Annotated in this window: 20 protein-coding genes; 7 read left to right on the forward strand and 13 right to left on the reverse strand. The window is 46.9% G+C overall.

The features are described from left to right. Positions 1-211 precede the first annotated feature (211 nt). Positions 212-2,002 carry an LTA synthase family protein gene (locus Q7C19_RS10915; protein ID WP_375092125.1) on the forward strand — a complete coding sequence of 597 codons (1,791 nt, stop codon included), beginning with the start codon at positions 212-214 and terminating at the stop codon, positions 2,000-2,002. Between the two features lie 107 nt (positions 2,003-2,109). On the opposite strand, the gene Q7C19_RS10920 is transcribed toward Q7C19_RS10915, so the two are convergent. The 5 genes from Q7C19_RS10920 to groES all read right to left on the reverse strand — a co-directional run bounded on the left by Q7C19_RS10920 (position 2,110) and on the right by groES (position 5,888). Continuing rightward, positions 2,110-2,586, reverse strand: coding sequence for a HEAT repeat domain-containing protein (locus tag Q7C19_RS10920; RefSeq protein ID WP_375092126.1), 477 nt, complete (start codon positions 2,584-2,586; stop codon positions 2,110-2,112). Between the two features lie 39 nt (positions 2,587-2,625). Then, positions 2,626-2,904: a hypothetical protein gene (locus Q7C19_RS10925; RefSeq protein WP_375092127.1), complete on the reverse strand. Its 279-nt coding sequence runs from the start codon at positions 2,902-2,904 to the stop codon at positions 2,626-2,628. Between the two features lie 180 nt (positions 2,905-3,084). Continuing rightward, on the reverse strand, positions 3,085-3,705 hold the full coding sequence (locus Q7C19_RS10930; RefSeq protein ID WP_375092128.1) for a LysE/ArgO family amino acid transporter: 621 nt from the start codon (positions 3,703-3,705) through the stop codon (positions 3,085-3,087). Between the two features lie 224 nt (positions 3,706-3,929). Next, the gene (gene groL / locus Q7C19_RS10935; RefSeq protein WP_029342811.1) at positions 3,930-5,570 is read right to left on the reverse strand and encodes a chaperonin GroEL; all 1,641 of its coding nucleotides are present in this window, start codon (positions 5,568-5,570) and stop codon (positions 3,930-3,932) included. A 33-nt stretch (positions 5,571-5,603) separates the two neighbouring features. Continuing rightward, positions 5,604-5,888 carry a co-chaperone GroES gene (groES, locus tag Q7C19_RS10940; RefSeq protein ID WP_023469587.1) on the reverse strand — a complete coding sequence of 95 codons (285 nt, stop codon included), beginning with the start codon at positions 5,886-5,888 and terminating at the stop codon, positions 5,604-5,606. 219 nt (positions 5,889-6,107) lie between these two features. On the opposite strand from groES, the gene Q7C19_RS10945 reads away from it, so the two are divergent. Then, positions 6,108-6,800: a CPBP family intramembrane glutamic endopeptidase gene (locus tag Q7C19_RS10945; RefSeq protein ID WP_375092129.1), complete on the forward strand. Its 693-nt coding sequence runs from the start codon at positions 6,108-6,110 to the stop codon at positions 6,798-6,800. Between the two features lie 21 nt (positions 6,801-6,821). Then, positions 6,822-7,055, forward strand: a complete 234-nt coding sequence (locus Q7C19_RS10950) for a DUF4305 domain-containing protein (RefSeq protein WP_214852032.1) — start codon at positions 6,822-6,824, stop codon at positions 7,053-7,055. A gap of 41 nt (positions 7,056-7,096) precedes the next feature. On the opposite strand, the gene Q7C19_RS10955 is transcribed toward Q7C19_RS10950, so the two are convergent. The 4 genes from Q7C19_RS10955 to Q7C19_RS10970 all read right to left on the reverse strand — a co-directional run bounded on the left by Q7C19_RS10955 (position 7,097) and on the right by Q7C19_RS10970 (position 10,416). Continuing rightward, on the reverse strand, positions 7,097-7,393 hold the full coding sequence (locus Q7C19_RS10955) for a DUF2089 family protein (protein ID WP_214852030.1): 297 nt from the start codon (positions 7,391-7,393) through the stop codon (positions 7,097-7,099). A gap of 20 nt (positions 7,394-7,413) precedes the next feature. Further along, positions 7,414-7,701, reverse strand: a complete 288-nt coding sequence (locus Q7C19_RS10960; protein ID WP_375092130.1) for a hypothetical protein — start codon at positions 7,699-7,701, stop codon at positions 7,414-7,416. Positions 7,702-7,882: 181 nt separating this feature from the next. After that, a complete protein-coding gene (locus Q7C19_RS10965) occupies positions 7,883-9,178 on the reverse strand; it encodes a cation:dicarboxylate symporter family transporter (RefSeq protein ID WP_035410792.1) in 1,296 nt (431 codons plus the stop codon). A gap of 179 nt (positions 9,179-9,357) precedes the next feature. Further along, positions 9,358-10,416 (reverse strand): NAD(P)/FAD-dependent oxidoreductase, encoded by a 1,059-nt coding sequence (locus Q7C19_RS10970; RefSeq protein WP_056064111.1) that lies wholly within the window; start codon positions 10,414-10,416, stop codon positions 9,358-9,360. A gap of 185 nt (positions 10,417-10,601) precedes the next feature. On the opposite strand from Q7C19_RS10970, the gene Q7C19_RS10975 reads away from it, so the two are divergent. The 4 genes from Q7C19_RS10975 (at position 10,602) to Q7C19_RS10990 (ending at position 14,392) form a co-directional block, all read left to right on the forward strand. Beyond that, positions 10,602-11,393, forward strand: coding sequence for an ABC transporter ATP-binding protein (locus Q7C19_RS10975; protein ID WP_214852023.1), 792 nt, complete (start codon positions 10,602-10,604; stop codon positions 11,391-11,393). Between the two features lie 3 nt (positions 11,394-11,396). Then, positions 11,397-12,308: an iron-hydroxamate ABC transporter substrate-binding protein gene (locus Q7C19_RS10980; protein ID WP_035410799.1), complete on the forward strand. Its 912-nt coding sequence runs from the start codon at positions 11,397-11,399 to the stop codon at positions 12,306-12,308. Between the two features lie 78 nt (positions 12,309-12,386). Continuing rightward, positions 12,387-13,388: a FecCD family ABC transporter permease gene (locus tag Q7C19_RS10985; RefSeq protein WP_035410802.1), complete on the forward strand. Its 1,002-nt coding sequence runs from the start codon at positions 12,387-12,389 to the stop codon at positions 13,386-13,388. Continuing rightward, positions 13,388-14,392 carry a FecCD family ABC transporter permease gene (locus Q7C19_RS10990; RefSeq protein WP_290788792.1) on the forward strand — a complete coding sequence of 335 codons (1,005 nt, stop codon included), beginning with the start codon at positions 13,388-13,390 and terminating at the stop codon, positions 14,390-14,392. Before Q7C19_RS10985 ends, Q7C19_RS10990 begins: the two co-directional genes overlap by 1 nt. Before the next feature lie 53 nt (positions 14,393-14,445). Here Q7C19_RS10990 and Q7C19_RS10995 read toward each other — a convergent pair whose 3' ends face one another. The 4 genes from Q7C19_RS10995 to Q7C19_RS11010 all read right to left on the reverse strand — a co-directional run bounded on the left by Q7C19_RS10995 (position 14,446) and on the right by Q7C19_RS11010 (position 16,134). Next, a complete protein-coding gene (locus Q7C19_RS10995; RefSeq protein WP_290753117.1) occupies positions 14,446-14,913 on the reverse strand; it encodes a hypothetical protein in 468 nt (155 codons plus the stop codon). After that, positions 14,880-15,389, reverse strand: a complete 510-nt coding sequence (locus Q7C19_RS11000) for a hypothetical protein (protein ID WP_290753120.1) — start codon at positions 15,387-15,389, stop codon at positions 14,880-14,882. The genes Q7C19_RS10995 and Q7C19_RS11000 overlap by 34 nt, the downstream gene beginning before the upstream one ends. A 13-nt stretch (positions 15,390-15,402) precedes the next feature. Further along, positions 15,403-15,855, reverse strand: coding sequence for a hypothetical protein (locus tag Q7C19_RS11005; RefSeq protein WP_290788765.1), 453 nt, complete (start codon positions 15,853-15,855; stop codon positions 15,403-15,405). A gap of 120 nt (positions 15,856-15,975) precedes the next feature. Next, the gene (locus Q7C19_RS11010) at positions 15,976-16,134 is read right to left on the reverse strand and encodes a hypothetical protein (RefSeq protein ID WP_034801002.1); all 159 of its coding nucleotides are present in this window, start codon (positions 16,132-16,134) and stop codon (positions 15,976-15,978) included. Positions 16,135-16,180 lie beyond the last annotated feature (46 nt).

The following is a 16,180-nucleotide window of genomic DNA, read 5'->3' on the forward strand; positions in this document are numbered from 1 at the left end:
TTTGAATTCAAGAGGAAATTCAAACCAATTCCTCGATTAATTCATGAAACGAGCGAACATGACTTCCTGTCTTGGTAATAGTTCTATTTTTGCCTGATTCAGAAACAATCGCCATTTCACCTTCAGATTGTATACTTCCCACATCTATGCGTTCCTCGATTTGCCGTTTAGGGTAAAGACCGATTGACGACACACGTAAGGAGTACTGACCATGGCGATTCGCTACACCCTTTATCTGTTACTTGGCATGCTGAAGTTCATGCTATTTAGTTATTTTACAAAAACCGACCTTTCGCTTCATTTAACACTGATGAATCTTGCTGGCATGCTGATCCTATCGAGCTGGACGTTACTGATTCCGTGGAATAAACGCCGCTGGGTCTGGCTCGGTCTACTGCTGGCGCACAGTTTTCTGCTGGCTTCCGACATGTGGTACTACCGTTACTTCGAGGACTTCCTCTCCGTCTCGCTCCTCTCACAGATGACGCAGATGAGTGACGTCAGTAGCGGCTTCACTGCCTTGATCGTACCGCAAGACTTCCTCTTGTTCGCTGATAGTTTGATTTTCATGGTACTGCTCTTTGTCTTCCGCAAACGACCGGAAGTAACGACAGCGCAAACACGACGCCGGACAGCTGGACTCCTTGCAGTCAGTGGCATTATTTTGTCTGCCTCGCTGCTGACATACCGGACGCTAACGGAAGATCGTCAACCGACGGCAACAATCTCCGATATGCGTGACTACTACCTGTTCGGCTTTTGGGGTTATCACGGGTGGGACGCTTTCAAAGGCGTGACCGGGCGACCGAGCGACGGATTGACGGCTCAGGAGCAACAGCGCATCAACCAAAAGGAGCAGACGAATCCGACCGGTGCGAAAAAGACACCGAACATCATTTTGGTGCAACTCGAGTCGTTCCAGGCTTCTGTCATCGACCAGACCATTAATGGCGAAGAAGTAACGCCGAACCTGAATCAGTTGAAGAAGGAATCGCTCTACTTCTCGTCGTTTTACCACCAGACACATGAAGGACGAACTTCGGACGCTGAGTTCATCACGAACACATCGCTTTACCCGTTGAAATCAGGTTCCGTTTATACGCAATATCCGACGAATGAATTTGAGCCGCTACCTACGTTACTTGAGAAGAACGGATACGATACGGCAGCAATGCACGCTTACGAAAAAGGTTTCTGGAATCGTGACGATGTTTACAAGAACATCGGTTTTAAGCACTTCTTCAGCCAAAATGATTATTCAAAAGAAAAAAAGATCGGCATGGCGCTGAACGATCAGCAGTTCTTCCTCGAATCGATTAATCACATGGAGACGCTGCAAGAACCGTTCTTCTCGTTTTTAGTCGCGTTGACGAGTCATACACCGTATGAAATCGACAAGGAAGATCAGACGCTTGATCTGTCCGGATATGAGGATCCAATGTTGAAACGGTATTACCAGACCGTCCATTACGTCGACACCGGTGTCGGAAAGATGATTGATGAGTTGAAACAACGGGATCTTTGGGATCAGTCGCTCGTCATCTTTTATGGCGATCACGATAGTGGACTCGTCAATGAAGGCAGTGAGATGCGCAAAAAGGCGGATGTATCGTCTCCCGTTGCTGCCTTCGAACTCGAGCGCCGCATCCCGCTCTTCATCAAAAAACCCGACCAGCAAACCGGTCGGGTCATGAGAGAGAATGGCGGACAGATTGATATCGCACCAACGATCATTGATTTGTTGAATCTCAAAACATCCTATATGATGGGGCAATCCCTCATCGACGACAAACCGAATCTGACGGGCTTCCGTGATGGTTCGTTCCGCTACAAGGACTATTACTATGAAGCGGATTTGACGAAAGCATCAGGCGAAGGCACTTGTTATGATGTATCGACTGAGAAAAAGGTCGAGCTGAAGTTCTGTCGAAATCAAGTGAAGGATGTGAGTAAGCAGTTAAAGCTGTCGGATAAGATTATTGAGGAGAATGAACTGGAGTAATTAAAGAGCATCTAATTTTCTTAAAATAAACAAGCCTGACCTTCTTCACGTCTAGTGAGAAGTCAGGCTTGTTTATTGATCGTTATCTCCACCTACCCTCGAGCCCATCAGTAGAAAGTAAAATGGTCTTCGATCCATTGCCATTCTTCGTCAAACAAGACTTCTCTTTTTGTTTGAATGATCCAATGAAATAATTTAGGAATCGCCTGATGAGAATGCTGGTATCGATGTAAAAATCGAAGAGCGATTAGGACTTCATCTGTTTGTATTTGTCGCGTTCGCTTCAATAATATTTGTACACGTTTGATCACCGGTTCAATCGCTACTTCATCACCATGTCGCTCGATTGCGACTAACGCATACTCTCTCACATTGCTAGATCGATCTTTTAGTCCATGCAAAAATATTGAAAGATCTAATCCATTTCCAAGTTCACTCAGTGCAGCTAAAGCCGAATGCCTAACGTCTCCTCGCGAATGGTCCAACAAAGGAATCAAATAAGAAATTGCTCGCTCTGTTCCAATCGTGGCTAAAACAAAATTAGCACTCATGATATCAAAAGAGTTATTTGATGTCGTAATCAAACGAATTAATGCATCCTCTGCTATCTCATCTCGACAGACTCACAATGCTTGAATCGCAGCCTCTCGAACAGACGACCGAGAATCGTCTATGTATTTTACAATTCGTTCTGTATTATGAATGCATCGTTGTTTTGCTATTTCTTCTAAGATACTTTCGAGAAGACTCGGCTTTGTTTCTTGCTCCAGTTTCTCAAGCAATAACATCCCTGCACGAACATCTCCCGAATTCTCACCAATCGTTCCAATCATAAAATAAAGATGTTGTTTTTGTTCTGCTTGTTTCACTTTGTCGAGTAACGTGTTCAATCTCGGAAGCATATTCGCGTCCCTAAAATGACGAACTTTTTCATAAGCGGTGTCTGATGGTGAGCCTTCGTTCGTATAGCACTTCGATTCTTCCTGATAGAAGTACTTTTCCTCAGACATCTGCTCAACTAAATATAAAATCTCATCGTCCTTCATATTTTGCAGTTGCTCCTTAGTCCTTTAAAGATCTTTTTAACTTTTTTCTAAAGCAAACTGAATCAATTGATACGATAGCCAGAACATTAAGCATCCTATTCCAAAATCTAATACTTTCCACGCTTTTGGTTGTTTAAATACAGGAATGAGCCATCTCGATCCATACCCTAAGCCAAAAAACCAGATAAACGAGGCAACTAAGGCTCCAATTAAGAAATTGACTTTTTGATCAAATGTCAAAGTCCCAGCTATACCACCGATGACAACGACCGTATCTAGGTATACATGTGGATTTAAAAGTGTAATTGCTAATGTAACTAAAATTGTTTTATGAATGGGAATGATTTTAACATCGGTTGAAATATCGATTGCACTTGACGATGAAAACGCACTTCGAAAAGATTTGAATCCGTATAATAGCAGAAATAGTCCTCCGACAATCGCAAGACCAACATTCGCAAACGTATTGTTTTTAATAACAGTACCGACCCCTAATACGCCCGTGCACATCAGTAACACATCACATAAGAAACACACCAAGGCTACCCAGAAAATATTATTTTTTAATAAGCCTTGTTTTAAAACGAATGCATTTTGTGCTCCAATAGCGATAATGAGTGTCCCGGACGTTATTATACCTTTTAAAATTTCATTCATTTGATGACACCTATCTCTCTTTTGATCTATGAACGTAAGGCGACGATTAAATGTTAAATCTCCCCTCAATCACTTCTAGTTAATTCTATATATGTATATCGCTTAAACATTAAGTATAATATTACAAATAAAAGAATAATTATTCAACTCATTCTGAAAGTATGAAGTATAAAAAAAGTACCAAACCCTATTTACTAGGATTCGGTACTTAGAGATGAAATGCCTTACATCATTCCGCCCATTCCACCCATGCCGCCCATATCAGGCATTGCAGGAGCAGATCCAGCTGGTTCTGGTTTATCGGCGATGACAGCTTCCGTCGTCAAGAACATCGCTGAAACGGATGCCGCGTTTTGAAGTGCTGAACGCGTTACTTTTGCTGGGTCGACGATTCCTGTCTCGATCATGTCGACATATTCGTCCGTTGCCGCATTATAGCCCATTCCTGGTGCTTCATGCTTGAGACGCTCGACGATGACTGAGCCTTCTTGACCTGCGTTTTCCGCAATTTGACGAAGTGGTGCTTCAAGTGCACGAAGAACGATGTTGACACCTGTTGCTTCGTCGCCTGTTGAGACCGACAGAATCGATTCGACAGCTTTCGTGACGTGAATGAGAGCTGTTCCCCCACCTGCTACGATGCCTTCTTCGACTGCTGCGCGTGTCGCGTTGAGTGCATCTTCGATCCGGAGCTTACGTTCTTTGAGCTCAGTCTCGGTTGCTGCTCCGACTTTGACGACCGCTACGCCACCTGCGAGTTTCGCAAGACGCTCTTGTAATTTCTCGCGATCGAAGTCGCTTGTCGTCTCTTCGATTTGCGCACGGATCGTACCGACGCGTGCTTCGATCGAATCTCCGTGTCCATGTCCTTCGACGATCGTCGTGTTGTCTTTTGAGACGACGACCTTCGACGCACGACCGAGTTGCGTGATTTGTGTTTCTTTCAGATCAAGACCGAGGTCTTCTGTAATCAACTCTGCGCCTGTGACGATCGAGATGTCCTCAAGCATCGCTTTCCGGCGATCACCAAAGCCTGGTGCTTTGACTGCTACCGCGTTGAACGTACCACGGAGTTTATTGACGACGAGTGTCGCAAGTGCTTCGCCTTCGACGTCTTCCGCGATGATGAGGAGTGGTTTGTTTTGTTGAACGACTTGCTCGAGGACTGGAAGAATCTCTTGGATGTTCGAGATTTTTTTGTCCGTGACAAGGATGTACGGGTTCTCAAGGACCGCTTCCATCTTGTCTGAATCCGTGATCATGTATGGTGACGCGTAACCACGGTCGAACTGCATTCCTTCAACGACGTCGAGTTCTGTCGTGAAGCCACGTGATTCTTCGATCGTGATGACACCATCTTGACCGACACGTTCCATTGCTTCTGCGATCAATTGACCAACTTCTTCGTCCGCTGCTGAGATCGCTGCGACTTGGGCGATCGCTTCTTTACCTTCAATTGGTTTTGCAATCGTGTGCAACTCTTCGACAGCACGACGGACTGCTTTTTCGATTCCTTTACGGATGACCATCGGGTTTGCACCCGCTGTGACGTTTTTGAGACCTTCCCGAATCATCGCTTGTGCGAGGACTGTCGCTGTTGTCGTACCATCCCCTGCGATTTCATTCGTTTTCGAGGCAACTTCTGCGACGAGTTTTGCACCCATGTTCTCGAAGTGATCTTCGAGTTCGATTTCTTTCGCGATCGTCACGCCATCATTCGTGATGAGTGGTGAACCGAACTTTCGCTCGAGGACGACGTTGCGTCCTTTTGGTCCGATCGTGACTTTGACTGCATCCGCTAATGCGTCGACCCCGCGGAGCATTGCCCGACGTGCTTCTTCACTGAATAAAATCTCTTTTGCCATGACTGAAATCCCCCTTATAGATGATTGACTGAATTACTCGGCTACTGCCAAAATATCGCTTTCGCGTAAAATTAAGTATTCATTGCCGTCGACTTTGACTTCCGAACCGGCATATTGTGCATAGATGACGTGATCTCCGACACTCACTTCAAGTGGTACACGTACGCCTTGCTCTGTCACACGGCCAGTACCGACAGCGACGACTTTACCCTCTTGTGGTTTTTCTTTCGCTGACCCAGGAAGAACGATTCCTCCGAGTGTTGTTTCTTCTTTTTTAACGACTTCGATCACGATGCGATCACCAAGTGGTTTTAACATGCGAAACATCCTCCTTGAAAATGATTGTTTTTAGCACTCACTTTCGTTGAGTGCTAACATATTTTTATCTTATACGCTTTCTCTCCTGAATTCAAGCCTGAACCTTTATCCGTTTTCCCGAAATCGACACCTTTGAATCATCGTCAATCGTGCGCCAAGACCGTTTGTTTGTTACAATCGGGACAGTACCTTCATTACAAAGGAGTTGTGTCCTGTACGATGAAAAATCCAATCAGTCTGCCTTTTCTGATGGCGGAGAAGTGGCAAAAGCGTCACGTCATCCCGATCATCATCTATCTGATCGTCCAATTGATTCCGGGTTCGTTCCAGTATTTCCTTCCGAAGAACGTCATTGCTGACGTCGCCGGTTGGTGGCTCGCGATCGGCTTCACGGTCGCCGTCATCGTCTCCTACTACTGTCTGCGTCCTGATTGGCAGAAATGGAAGGCAGAAGGACGTCAAACCGATCCGATGGATACACTAAAATGGATCGGGATCGGGATTGCGCTTTTGTATGCACTCTTGATCAGCGTCAATTTGATCGATGCCTGGATGGCAGGCGGGATCGAAAATGTCGCGAAATCGCAAAATACGGATCAAATCATTCAAGCGATTCAAGTCATCCCGCTCCTGCAAGTCATGGTCGTCTTGCTTGGACCGATCATGGAAGAGTTCTTGTTCCGGCACATCATGTTCGGAAATCTCTCATCGAAGCTCGGTTTCTTCTTTAGCTTCATCCTGACGGGTGGCTTATTTGCCCTGATCCACCAAGACAACAAATTTTTAATCTATGTCGCGATGAGTTTCGTCTTCTCACTCGTCTTCGTCAAGACGCGCCGGATCCTTGCTCCGATCGCCATTCATGTCTTTAACAACGGAATCGTCGTACTCGCCATCTACGCGATGTCTTAATTTACGAAAGGTCGTGTTTTCATGCGTCAAAGCTCGAACTTCATGGCATTGTTCTATGCCATCTTTGGTGTTCTTTTCATGTTTCTTGCCTACAACAACTCAGTCGAGGCAGGAACGGTCTTCAACTTCTGGACGATCCTCCTGACCTTGTTCGCCGCAATCGACTTCTATCGTCTTTACTTGATCTTCCGCTTCCGCTCAGCAGCAAAGAAGATGATCAAGAAGGAACAGGATAAAAAGAACGATAAACAATAAAAAAACGAGATTTCCGTCAGGCGGGAATCTCGTTTTTTGGCTTATTCTTTCGCTTGACCCTTGCGGTAAGAATCGATGATCGTTTTCGCCACATCAAGACTCAACCGTTCATCTAAGACCAAGTTCTTGATCATATTGATGAATTCGACATCTTCCTGTTGCACCGAATCAATCCGCTCAATCAACTGGTTCAACTTCGCCCGGACAGTCGGATAGGATACTTGATAGGCAGCTGCCATATCCTTCAACGAACCGGAGCTCAAGACGAACTTCCGGATGAACTCGAGATGCTCCTGTTCGAGTGCCAGTACCCAAGCGGGCACGTCTTGTCGTTCCATCGTATTCCCTCACTTTTCTCTTACAAATCTTGAATCTCCATCCGCTCTTTTTCACGCTGCAATTGCTTACGGCGCGAGTCGACACCCATCTCAGCCATTGAGATCATCATAGACAATCCAACACATGTACCGATTCGGATCAATGACTCACGATCCGACGTGTGTGGTCCTGTTCCGAAATACCAGTAAATTCCGAGACCAATAATGATCGCTGGAATGATGAAACTAAAGACTCTTCTGCGCCGCGCTAAGTAAAATTGTACGATACAGACTGTGACAATACCAATGACGATTCCTAACGTTTCCATCCTATCGCCTCTCCCCTGTGATTATATAAATAATATTAACTATAAAATAAATAATATTCAATATAATTTTAACTATAATCAAAAATAAGAGGTTTTCTTTAAAAACAATCGACTTTAATCTATTTTCAGAGACAAAAAAAGAAAGGACTGACGATTCAGTCCTTCCCCATACTTACGACAATCACGCACTGCGGATGTCGTCTTTCTTATTTTCTGTCGACATGAACGTATCGAGTTGGTCTTCATCAAGAACACCTTCCCACTTCGCGATGACGAGTGAAGCGAGCGTGTTTCCTGTAACGTTGACGACGGAACGCATCATATCCATGATTCGGTCAATCCCCGCGATGAAGGCAAGTCCTTCTGCCGGGATACCGACCGTACCAAGTGTTGCGAGCAATACAACGAAGGAAACGCCTGGAACGGCAGCCATTCCTTTTGATGTCAGCATCAAGACGAAGACGAGTGTAATCTGTGTCCCGATCGAGAGGTCGATCCCGTACATCTGTGCGATGAACAAGGCAGCAAGTGCTTGATAGAGTGCTGATCCATCGAGGTTAAACGAATAACCCGTCGGTACGACGAAGCTGACGATTGATTTCGGCACGCCCATCTTCTCGAGTTTTTCCATGATCCGTGGAAGAACCGTTTCTGAAGAGGCTGTCGAATACGTCAAGAGCAATTCATCCTTGAAGACGCGGACGAAGTCTGAGACCCGAACACCAACCCACTTCATGATGCCGCCGAAGACGATGATCATGAAGAGAAGCGCTGTGACATACAATGTCGCGATGAGCTTGAATAACGAACCAAGCGAGTCAATCCCGAACGTCGAGACCGTCACACCAATCAAGGCGAAGACACCGATTGGTGCGAACTTCATGACGATGTTGACGAGATTGAACATTGCTGCTGCGACACCTTCGAAGAAACGAATGACCGGTTGACCCTTCTCTCCTGCAAAACCGACACCGAGTCCGAATAAGACTGAGAAGAAAATAATAGCGAGCATATCACCGCGAACCATCGCATCGAGAATGTTCGTCGGTACGATATTGACGATTTTTTCGACGAGTCCTTCGTCTTTTGTCGTCTCTTCCGTTGCGACATATGATGAGATATCCGTTTTATCCAATGTCGACATATTAATGCCAGCACCTGGTTCAATCAGATTGGCTGCAAATAGCCCCGTGAAGATGGCGATCATCGTCACGATCGTGAAGTAACCCAGTGTTTTGACGCCGAGACGTCCGAGACTCTTCGGACTACCGACCGATGAGACACCGAGGACGATCGTCGTAAAGACGATTGGGACGACGATCATTTTCATCATCCGGATAAAGATATCACCGATTGGCTTGAGCCACTCCGCGACATGGGGATTCCCATAAAATACACCACCGACTGTGATCCCGAGAATCAAGCCGATTAAAATCTGCCAGGCAAGGCCAATGGGCTTACGTTTCGTAGTTGTCATACGCTTCCTCCTTATACATCCGTCTTACTTGTATCCTACATGTAGTGGAACATAAATAGAATTTTGTCCTAAATACAGCACATTGTCAAATCCATCTGTTATAGTACAAAACCGAATTCTGTACGAAAAAACGTCCAAAATCCGCTTGTTTCCAAGCATTTTGGACGTTTTCATAATTTTTAAGATTGTTGATTAACGCGTTCCTCAATCAACGCACGATTGCGTTTTTTGAAGACCTCATTGTGTGACGACACCATCGCCACTTTTGGCGCTTCCGGCTCAATGAAGCGTTTCGCCCGGTTGACGGCGTTTGCCGCATCTTGGAATGCACCCGAGATCAAATGGACCTTCCCGTCGTGCGAAAGAATATCTCCTGCTGCATATAGTCCCGGTACACTCGATTCACTCGCGGCGTTCCCAGCGATGTAGAAGTCATCGACCCGTGCAATATCGAGGTCACACGCGTCAAGTAGCGCCGCATCTTGTTCATACCCATGATTAATGATGACTTCATCAATTGGAATCTCGACGACCTCATCTGTTTGACAGTCGATCAATTCAACCGACGCGATCCGTTGGTGATCGGGACTGGCGATTAATTTGTGAATCGTCGTATTGAGGAGGCAGACCGCCGAACTTTTGACAAGTTGATCAACTTGCGCCTCGTGCCCTGAAAAACAATCTCGCCGATACGTGACGTAGACCTTTTTCGCGACCGGTTCGAGTTCGTTTGCCCAATCGATCGCCGAGTTCCCACCACCTGAGACGATGACGGTCTTTCCTTTAAAGCGTTCAATCGATTTAACCGTATAGTTCAAGTTTGACACTTCGAAACGTTCCGCGCCTTCGACTTTTAATTTTTGTGGATTGAGGATGCCACCGCCGACCGCGACGATGACCGTCTTCGAATAATGAATCTGCCCCGATTCCGCTTCTAAGACGAAGTTACCGAAGACGTCTTTTGCGATCGAGATGATCTTTTCATTCAATTGAACAGTCGGTTGAAATGTCAGTCCTTGTTCGACGAGTTGAGCCATGAGTTTTTCACCAGTGATCGGCGGCTGTCCACCGACGTCCCAAATCATCTTTTCCGGATAGACGTGCAGTTTTCCTCCGAGTTCTGCTTGATACTCGATCAATTTCGTCTTCATACCTCGAAGACCACTATAGAACGTCGAATATAGCCCTGCTGGTCCTCCACCGATGATCGTTACGTCGAACAACTCCTGTTCCCTCATCTCACTCACTCCTCATCCTTGATTGTTATTGATTATCATTCTCACTCTCTCATGATAACGTGAACATCTCTTGAACACAAGAAAAAATGTTGACAGCGTTTTTATGAGACTGGTATGGTTAATGAGACGATAGTGATAATCATTATCATTGAAAAATGGAGAGAACAACGAAGGAGTCGTCGCGTATGGTACGTCTAGCAACAGAAGAAATCAATATCGGCTACGGTGATCGTCCCATCGTCAAAGACTTGTCCGTCCAAATTCCCGATCGTCAAATCACAACGATCATTGGCGCGAACGGATGCGGCAAATCAACTTTGCTGAAAGCGATGACACGGATCATTCCCCATCAATCGGGACGTGCGTTGCTCGATGGTCTTGATATCGCGAAGGAAAGCACGAAGCTGCTTGCTCGGAAGATGGCTATCCTGCCACAAACTCCGGAAAGTGCAAGCGGTCTAACGGTCGCAGAGCTCGTCTCATACGGTCGTTTTCCTTATCAAAAAGGATTCGGACGCTTGACGAAACACGATTATGAAATCATCGATTGGGCACTCGAAGCAACGGACACGATGGCGTTCAAACATCGTCCAGTCGATGCGCTGTCCGGTGGTCAACGTCAAAGGGTCTGGATTGCGATGGCACTCGCTCAAGAGACAGATATCATCTTTCTCGATGAACCGACGACTTATCTTGATCTCGCCCACCAACTCGAGGTGCTCGAACTGCTCGAATATCTTAACCGGACCGAAGGACGGACGATCGTCATGGTCCTGCATGACTTGAATCAAGCGGCACGCTTCGCCGACTATATTATCGCCATGAAAAACGGCGAAGTCGTCAAAGCCGGAACGTGTGAGGAAGTCATCGCAAAAGATGTCTTACAAGAAGTATTCCATATCGATGCTGAAATCGGACGCGATCCGCGGACGAACAAGCCGATGTGTATCACCTACAACTTAATCAAGGGAGATTAAATCATGAAGAAACTACTTGTACCGGTTCTACTCATTCTCACGCTCGTCATCGCAGCGTGTGGCAATACAGAGAAAAAAGACGACGCAGCATCTGGTTCGAAAAACGAAACGATCACATATAAATCAGAAAATGGAAACATTAAAGTTCCAGCTCATCCAAAACGAGTCGTGGTCCTCGCTGGTTTTGCCGGCAACGTCATGGCACTCGGCGTTCCTGTCGTTGGTGTTGATTCGTGGTCAAAAGCGAATCCGAAGTTCGATAAACTAAAAGATGTCACGGAAGTTTCGGAAGAGAACGTTGAAAAAATCATCGAACTCGATCCTGACTTGATCATCGGCTACTCGACAACGAAAAACCTCGACAAAATCAAAAAAATCGCTCCGACGGTCACGTACACATACGGAAAAGTCGACTACTTGACGCAACATATCGAAATCGGTAAATTGCTCAACAAAGAACAGGAAGCACGCGATTGGGTCAAAGACTTCAAAACACGTGCCGCTGCTGCCGGTAAAGACATCAAAGCAAAAATCGGTGAAGATGCTACTGTTTCTGTCATCGAAAGTTTCGATAAACAACTCTACGTCTTCGGCAACAACTGGGGTCGTGGAACAGAGATTCTCTATCAAGAAATGAAATTAAAAATGCCGGATAAAGTCACGAAGATGGCATTAAAAGATGGTTACTATGCGTTGTCACCAGAAGTCCTCCCTGAATATGCAGGCGACTACCTCGTCTTCAGCAAGAGCGCAGAAGCGGACAACTCATTCACGAAAACGGATACGTTTAAAAACATTCCAGCCGTCAAAAACGATCATGTCTTCGAAGTCGATTCGAAGGAGTTCTACTTCAATGATCCTCTCACACTCGAACGTCAACTCGAGTTCTTCAAGAAAAGTTTCCTTGGTGCATAATAAATAAGGGAGGGAACCTGCGGGATCCCTTCCTTTTTTTGCGGCTCACTCCCTGAATCAGAAATGGAGGCGACATTCATGTCAGCTGGTCGAATTCCGTTCGGCATAAAAATCACACTCGGTCTTGTCCTCTTTTTCGGGATGTTCTGGATCGCGATGACGTTCGGCGCTGCCGATACGACGATCCGCGAAGTCTGGAACGCCTTGACGTTCGGACCGTTGAATGAAAAAGCAAAAATTGTCCAGGAAATCCGCCTGCCACGGGAATTAGCAGCAATCCTCGTCGGAGCAGCACTCGGTGTATCGGGTGCCATCATGCAGGCGATGACACGCAATCCCCTCGCCGATCCTGGTCTGCTCGGTCTGACGGCGGGTGCGAACGCAGCACTTGCACTCGTCATCGTCCTGTTCCCGAAAATTGAGTACTTCGGTATCATGATTGCTTGTTTCTTCGGAGCAGCACTTGGGGCAGCACTTGTCTTTGGAATCGGTGCTTCGAAAAAAGGTGGTTTTTCGCCACTCCGGATCGTCCTTGCCGGTTCTGCAATCTCAGCCTTTCTGTATGCGATTGCGGAAGGCATCGGCATCTACTTCAAGATCGCTCAAGATGTCTCACAATGGACGTCCGGTGGACTCGTCGGGTCGACATGGGGACAACTGCAAGTCATCACTCCGGTCATCGCGATCGGGATTGTGATTGCCTTTATCTTCTCCCGACAATTGACGATTCTCAGTCTATCGGAAGAAGTCGCGCTCGGACTCGGGCAGAACATCCAGCGGATCAAAGCAGTACTTTATGTTGTCGTCATTCTGCTTGCAGGTGCTGCTGTTGCACTCGTCGGTAACATGGCGTTCATCGGGCTGATGATTCCACATATCGTCCGCGCGATCGTCGGGACGGACTATCGGTTCATCCTGCCAATGACCGCGATCTTTGGTGCGACGTTCATGTTACTTGCCGATACAATCGGTCGGACATTGTATGCTCCCTACGAGACTCCGGTCATCGCGATCGTCTCAATGCTCGGACTACCATTCTTCCTCTTGATCGTTCGGAAAGGAGGGCGTGCTTTCTCATGATGGAATCTCGTTTACGTCGTCGCCAGCAACTGACGTTTTGGACGTTACTGGCACTATTGATCGCAACACTCGTCGTCAGCATCGGTCTCGGACCTGCTTCCCTATCCTATGATCGTTTGTTGCCGACGTTACTTGGAAACGGCTCGTTCAAGGAGGAGTTCGTCCTCTATTCGCTCCGCTTACCACGACTGCTCATCACCGTCATGGCAGGAATGGCACTCGCTTTATCCGGTTCGATCCTCCAAGGGATCACGCGCAATGAACTCGCTGATCCTGGTATCATCGGCATCAATACCGGAGCTGGTGTCGCCGTCGCCTTGTTTTTCCTGTACTTCCCGGTCGATGTCGGATCATTCATTTATCTGTTACCGATCGCTGCCTTTCTCGGTGCACTCGTGACCGCGACGGCGATTTATCTATTCTCATACGACCGTGTGCAAGGACTGCAACCGATTCGCTTGATTTTGACTGGTGTTGGCTTCTCGATGGCGCTCTCCGGAATCATGGTCATTCTGATTTCGTCGACGCGTCGTGAAAAGGTCGACTTCATCGCTAAGTGGCTCGCTGGTAACATCTGGGGGACGGACTGGATCTTCGTCTACTCACTCTTACCGTGGTTACTCGTCTTGATTCCGCTGACGTTCTATAAGGCGAATAAACTCAATCTCCTTGCCTTGAATGAACCAGTCGCAATCGGTGTTGGCGTCGCGCTTGAAAAAGAACGGATCCAACTCTTGTTGACAGCCGTCGCACTTGCCGCTGCTGCCGTCTCCGTCACGGGTGGGATTTCCTTCATTGGTCTGATGGCGCCACATATCGCCCGCGCGCTCGTTGGACCACGGCATCAGTTCTTCTTGCCGATTGCCCTCTTGCTCGGCGGATGGTTGCTTGCGTTCGCTGATACGATCGGACGCAACATTGCGGGACCGGACGGGGTACCGGCTGGAATCGTTGTCGCCTTAATCGGAGCACCATACTTCATTTATCTACTGTTGAAGAAATAATCAAAAATCCGCATCAAACAGCGTCTTTCGCTGATTGATGCGGATTTTTTGCTTTACCGTTTCCACCACGCACGTTCGATTTCCCCCATCGAGACGTAGGCTGGATCGATTTGTTTGGCTAACCGATTCATTCGAGTGACACCAAGACTAAACCCACCAATCCAAAAAAGGAAGACGACGAATAAATAACCAGGAGCACTTGGAATCGACAGCATGACGACGGCGATCAGCCATGCAACGACATACCCGATGATTGTCAGACGAGCGACCTTTTGAACGGTTTGTTGATACATAGTTGGTGTTAAATATGACTTCATGAGCCGTAGACGGACAATTTCTCGAGAGACTGCTGTCGCGCAAAGACAAAAGAGCATGATCTGAAGAAAGACGGATGTAATTGTCGGCATAAACCAAGCAGGTACCGCAAAAATCAATCCAGGGACCAAAAAGAAATAGGCGACGGAACGCACAGGACGTACCAATAGGTTCAGACGTGCTTGTCGCTCGAATAGGTGTTCCATTGCGATGTTCCTTTCTGTCTGACGAAGCGGGCTACCTCAACGTCACTGATATAATCGGGATCGCGCGCTCCGTCACGTCGGATGATCCATTCGCTGATGAAATAAAGTGGTGTTAAAATCGCAAAAATTGCTAGAAGCATCTGCCAGAACGGTCTCTCGATCGTCTGGGTGATGACGACCGTCAAGACGGCGTACAGCAGGACGTGACTACCAATGCGGAGTAAAAATTGGCGACGGACCTGCGCTTTTGAGATGTAGCCGTCTAAAATTTTTCGTTTTTTTAGTTGGTAGCGAAAATCGGAGGCGAGAAAAACGGCTGGAATCGTCAAAATCAGCATCGGGAGATCCGTCCATTCAATTAAGATACCGACTGTTATGAATAGAAACATGTTCCAATACCAGCGTGTACCGAGCCATTCGACGTCCCGGTACGCGAGGGCAAGTTTTTGTAGGCGTTCTTCACGAGCCGTTTGCATAGTACCTTCTCCTTTAGCGAGCTTGATGAATTTCTTTTTCCGTCACATACGTTGGATCGATCTTTCGTGAGACGAACTCTAGCGTTTTTCGACAAATCCAGTAGAACGGGATGACGACGATGACGAGTCCGATCAAGAAGGACATGTGCGGGCGATCGGCTGCCCAGACAATCAAACCGGCAAGCGCTCCGTATTGTAAGATCCCGATCAAGACATGCACCTGATAGAGCCGTTTTGCTGATGCCTTTGATGTATATTCCGCGACAAGCGCGAACCGCTTGCGTTGTACGAGCATGTCATAGCCAAAATACAATAATGGGACGATCATCGCATAAACTGGCATCTCAAGTGTGTTACTGAGTGCTAAGAATGCCGCAAGCATGACCCACATGCCGGTCTTTGTCTTTTGGTGCATCTCTTCGTATAACGTCGCTAATGCTTCCGTTTGTGTATGTACGTGTTCCATGATCTCCCACCTCTCTATACTGTCATATACTTACATTTTACTGTATCGGTTTCACCTGTAGTGCGATTTTTCAAAAAAAAGATGTCTTGTCGCTTCGGACAAGACATCTTTCATTAGAGACTATGCACTGACCTGGATGATCAGATAGATGACACTATAAGCAACGATCGCGAGCGGTATCAACGCGACACCGATTAGCCAGCCATTTTTGTCACGGATACCGAGATATAAGACGAGACACCCCACGATGAAGGCGATTAATGTCGTAAACGGATTCATGGTCGTTCCCCCTCTAATTGTTTCTGCTCTTAAATTTCCCCCTCCA

This window comes from Exiguobacterium sp. PHA03 (assembly GCF_041945985.1).
In the GTDB taxonomy this organism is placed as follows: Bacteria; Bacillota; Bacilli; order Exiguobacteriales; family Exiguobacteriaceae; genus Exiguobacterium_A.

Coding starts and splice junctions, on each gene's coding strand:
- Q7C19_RS10915 (WP_375092125.1), top strand. CDS start 212: ATGGCGATTCGCTACACCCTTTATCTGTTACTTGGCATGCTGAAGTTC.
- Q7C19_RS10925 (WP_375092127.1), bottom strand. CDS start 2,904: ATGCTTCCGAGATTGAACACGTTACTCGACAAAGTGAAACAAGCAGAA.
- Q7C19_RS10930 (WP_375092128.1), bottom strand. CDS start 3,705: ATGAATGAAATTTTAAAAGGTATAATAACGTCCGGGACACTCATTATC.
- groL (WP_029342811.1), bottom strand. CDS start 5,570: ATGGCAAAAGAGATTTTATTCAGTGAAGAAGCACGTCGGGCAATGCTC.
- groES (WP_023469587.1), bottom strand. CDS start 5,888: ATGTTAAAACCACTTGGTGATCGCATCGTGATCGAAGTCGTTAAAAAA.
- Q7C19_RS10945 (WP_375092129.1), top strand. CDS start 6,108: ATGAAAAATCCAATCAGTCTGCCTTTTCTGATGGCGGAGAAGTGGCAA.
- Q7C19_RS10950 (WP_214852032.1), top strand. CDS start 6,822: ATGCGTCAAAGCTCGAACTTCATGGCATTGTTCTATGCCATCTTTGGT.
- Q7C19_RS10955 (WP_214852030.1), bottom strand. CDS start 7,393: ATGGAACGACAAGACGTGCCCGCTTGGGTACTGGCACTCGAACAGGAG.
- Q7C19_RS10960 (WP_375092130.1), bottom strand. CDS start 7,701: ATGGAAACGTTAGGAATCGTCATTGGTATTGTCACAGTCTGTATCGTA.
- Q7C19_RS10965 (WP_035410792.1), bottom strand. CDS start 9,178: ATGACAACTACGAAACGTAAGCCCATTGGCCTTGCCTGGCAGATTTTA.
- Q7C19_RS10970 (WP_056064111.1), bottom strand. CDS start 10,416: ATGAGGGAACAGGAGTTGTTCGACGTAACGATCATCGGTGGAGGACCA.
- Q7C19_RS10975 (WP_214852023.1), top strand. CDS start 10,602: ATGGTACGTCTAGCAACAGAAGAAATCAATATCGGCTACGGTGATCGT.
- Q7C19_RS10980 (WP_035410799.1), top strand. CDS start 11,397: ATGAAGAAACTACTTGTACCGGTTCTACTCATTCTCACGCTCGTCATC.
- Q7C19_RS10985 (WP_035410802.1), top strand. CDS start 12,387: ATGTCAGCTGGTCGAATTCCGTTCGGCATAAAAATCACACTCGGTCTT.
- Q7C19_RS10990 (WP_290788792.1), top strand. CDS start 13,388: ATGGAATCTCGTTTACGTCGTCGCCAGCAACTGACGTTTTGGACGTTA.
- Q7C19_RS10995 (WP_290753117.1), bottom strand. CDS start 14,913: ATGGAACACCTATTCGAGCGACAAGCACGTCTGAACCTATTGGTACGT.
- Q7C19_RS11000 (WP_290753120.1), bottom strand. CDS start 15,389: ATGCAAACGGCTCGTGAAGAACGCCTACAAAAACTTGCCCTCGCGTAC.
- Q7C19_RS11005 (WP_290788765.1), bottom strand. CDS start 15,855: ATGGAACACGTACATACACAAACGGAAGCATTAGCGACGTTATACGAA.
- Q7C19_RS11010 (WP_034801002.1), bottom strand. CDS start 16,134: ATGAATCCGTTTACGACATTAATCGCCTTCATCGTGGGGTGTCTCGTC.